The sequence below is a fragment of the Inquilinus limosus MP06 genome (assembly GCF_000767795.1).
GTDB classification, from domain to species: domain Bacteria; phylum Pseudomonadota; class Alphaproteobacteria; order DSM-16000; family Inquilinaceae; genus Inquilinus; species Inquilinus limosus_E.
This window is the reverse complement of the sequence record NZ_JANX01000693.1, coordinates 1-2,871: the sequence shown is the minus strand read 5'-3', so window position 1 is coordinate 2,871 and position 2,871 is coordinate 1. Positions and strand designations below refer to the sequence as shown.

At 73.4% G+C, this 2,871-nt stretch carries 2 protein-coding genes and 1 pseudogene; all 3 read right to left on the bottom strand.

Annotated elements, in window-relative coordinates; genetic code table 11:
* Positions 1-1,284: amidohydrolase family protein (locus P409_RS30960; RefSeq protein ID WP_034847526.1), on the bottom strand; the 1,284-nt coding region annotated here is incomplete at its 3' end.
* A 209-nt stretch (positions 1,285-1,493) separates the two neighbouring features.
* Positions 1,494-2,513, bottom strand: a complete 1,020-nt coding sequence (locus tag P409_RS30955) for a substrate-binding domain-containing protein (RefSeq protein WP_034847523.1) — start codon at positions 2,511-2,513, stop codon at positions 1,494-1,496.
* Positions 2,514-2,538: 25 nt separating this feature from the next.
* Positions 2,539-2,871 (bottom strand): annotated as a pseudogene (locus P409_RS30950) (succinylglutamate desuccinylase/aspartoacylase domain-containing protein); the annotation flags it as partial.

The following is a 2,871-nucleotide window of genomic DNA, read 5'->3' as shown; positions in this document are numbered from 1 at the left end:
GCCGTCCCGCACCTCGACCGCCAGGTCGCGCCATTCGGTGAAGCGCGGCCGGAAGATCGAGTTGACCACGGTGGTGCCGTCGCCCGGCAGGCGCAGGACGAAATCCCCGGCCGTCAGCGGCGCCAGCTTCATGGTGTCGTGGAAGGCGTCGGCCGGCCGGCCCGGCGGCCCGCCGGTCAGCCGCCCCGCCGCCGCGACCTCGCGGCCGGAGGCGAAGACCCGCTCCACCCCCAGCGTCTCCAGCCCGTCGAGGATGATCAGGTCGGCCCGGCGGCCGGGCGCGACCAGGCCGAGGTCGCGGCGACCCAGCCGCATCGCCGCGTTCAGCGTCGCCGCCCGGATCGCGTCGACGGGCGCCATGCCGTAGCGGATCAGCCGGCGCAGCACATCGGCCATGCCGCCGACCGCGACCAGATCGTCCGGGAAGATGTCGTCGGTGCAGATCGTCAGGCTCTGCGGCAGGTGCGGCAGCGTCGCCAGCGCCTGCACCGCGCCGGGCAGGACATAGTCGTGCGACCCGCGCAGTTCGACCGTGAAGCCGGCGCGCAGCTTGGCCAGCAGGTCGTCGCCCGAGGTCACCTCATGGTCGGACTGGATGCCGGCGGCGGCGAAGCCCTGCAGCGCCGCCCCCTCCAGCCCGCGGGCGTGGCCGCAGACCAGCTTGCCGCTGGCGAGGCCGGCGGCAACCACGCTTTGCATCGGCTCGCTGCGGTCGAGCACGCCGCGCATGTTCATCACCTCGGCGACGCCGGCGATCTCCGGCCAGCGCAGCATCTCCGCCATCTCGCCGCCGCCGAACTCGGCCCCCGCCACCTCCAGCCCCGGCGCCGAGGGCACGCAGGATGGCGCCAGCGTCAGGATCCGCAGCGGCAGCCCCTGCCCCGCCTCGATCGCCCAGCGCACCCCTGCCAGCCCGGCGACGTTGCCGACCTCGTGCGGGTCCCAGCAGATCGTGGTCGTGCCCTGCGGCACCACCACCTCGGCATAGCGCCGCGGCGTCACCATCGAGCTCTCGACATGCATATGCGTGTCGATCAGGCCGGGGGCGACGAAGCGGCCGGCGGCGTCGACCACCCGGGCCGCATCGCCGCGGCTGCCGGGGGCGTGCACGCTGGCGACCAGCGGCCCGACCAGGCCGATATCGGCGGCGCGGATCTCCGAGGTCGCGATATCGACCAGCCGGGCGCCGGCGATCAGCACGTCGAAGGGCACGAGGCCCCAGGCGGCGCGCACGGCGCGGTCGCGCAGGCCGGGATCATCCAGGTCGTGGGGTTCGCGGGTCATGGCGGGGCCTTCGGTTCGGATGGCCCCACCTTACGCCCTGGAGACCGTTTGAGAATTCCAAACACCGTCATTGCGAGCGCAGCGAAGCAATCCAGGGGCCGGTGCGCACCGGCCCCTGGATTGCTTCGTCGGCTTCGCCTCCTCGCAATGACGGCGAGGGAGGGCCCCTCCGCCTTGAGGCACCCGATCTGGCCTAAGCCCTTCCCACCCTACCCGCTCGCCCTCACCACCAGGCTCAGCTCCACCAGCTCGATGCCGCGCTCCGGCGTGCCGCCGCCGAGGCGGGTCAGCAGCATCTGCCCGGCGCGGCGGCCGATGTCGTCGCTGTCGATGCGCACCGTGGTCAGCCCCGGCTCCAGCGCCTCCGCCAGCTCGATGTCGCCGAAGCCGGCGACGGCCAGGTCGCCGGGCACGGAAAGGCCGCGGCGCCGCGCCTCGAACAGAGCGCCGATCGCCAGCAGGTCGTTGCCGAAGAAGGCGGCGTCTGGCGCTTCCTCCTGCTCCAGCAGCGCGGCCATCGCCGTCCGCCCCTCGGCCAGCCCGGCCGGCCCCTCGACCGGCAGCTCCGCGATCGGCCGCAGCCCGTGCTTGGCCAGACCTTCCTTGAAGCCCTGCAGCCGCAGCACGCCGCGCCCGCCGCCGCGGCCGACATAGGCGACGCGGCGATAGCCGCGCTCGCCGAAATGCTCGCCGACCAGCCGCCCGCCGTCGAAGTTGGAGAAGCCGACCAGCATGTCGATCGGGTCCTGCGGATAGGCCCAGGTCTCCATCACCGGCACGCCGAGCGCACGCAGCGCCTCGCGGTTCTCCTCCAGCTCGATCACGCCGGTGAACAGCACGGCGGCCGGCCGCAGGTCGCGCAGCGACCGGATCATCGCCGTCTCGCGGGCATAGGAATAGGCGGTCTCGCCCATCATCAGCCGGTAGCCCGCCGGCTCCAGCACCTCGGCGCAGGCCCGCACGGCGCGCGAGAATTGCGGGTTGGCGATGTTGGAGACGAAGGCCGTCACCAGGGTCGAGGCCGGCGTTGGCCGGCCGCCGGCGCGCAGGCGGATCGCGTGCTGGTTCGGCTCGTAGCCGGTCTGCTCGATCGCCGCCTGGATGCGGCGGCGCTTCTCCTCCGCCACCTTCTCCGGCTGGCGCAGGGCGCGGGACACGGTGATCGGCGACACCCCGGCGATGCGCGCGACCTCGTCGATGCGGGGCGGCCGCTTTTCCGTATCCGTCATCAGCACCTCTCCCCCGACAAGCGCCTCATCGCCGGGCGTCCAGCACCTCGGCCACCTGGATCAGACAGTCGCCCGGTTCGCACCGGCTGTGCAACCGGTGCGAGATCACCACCCCGGCCTCGGCGAAGCGCAGCGGCGCCTCCGCAATGTCGAGCCGGTCGAGATCATGATACCAGCCGGCCAGGTCGCCGGCCGCGACCTCGGCCCCGACCTCGACCGCCGGCTCGAACCAGCCGGGCGCGGTGGCGTAGATCGCCTGGCTGTGCCGGGCGAGCGAAAGGAGGCGCATCGGCCCGGCCGCAGGCGCCGGGCCCAGCAGCGGCGCATCGATGACGCCGAGCGTCAGCAAGAGGGCGTC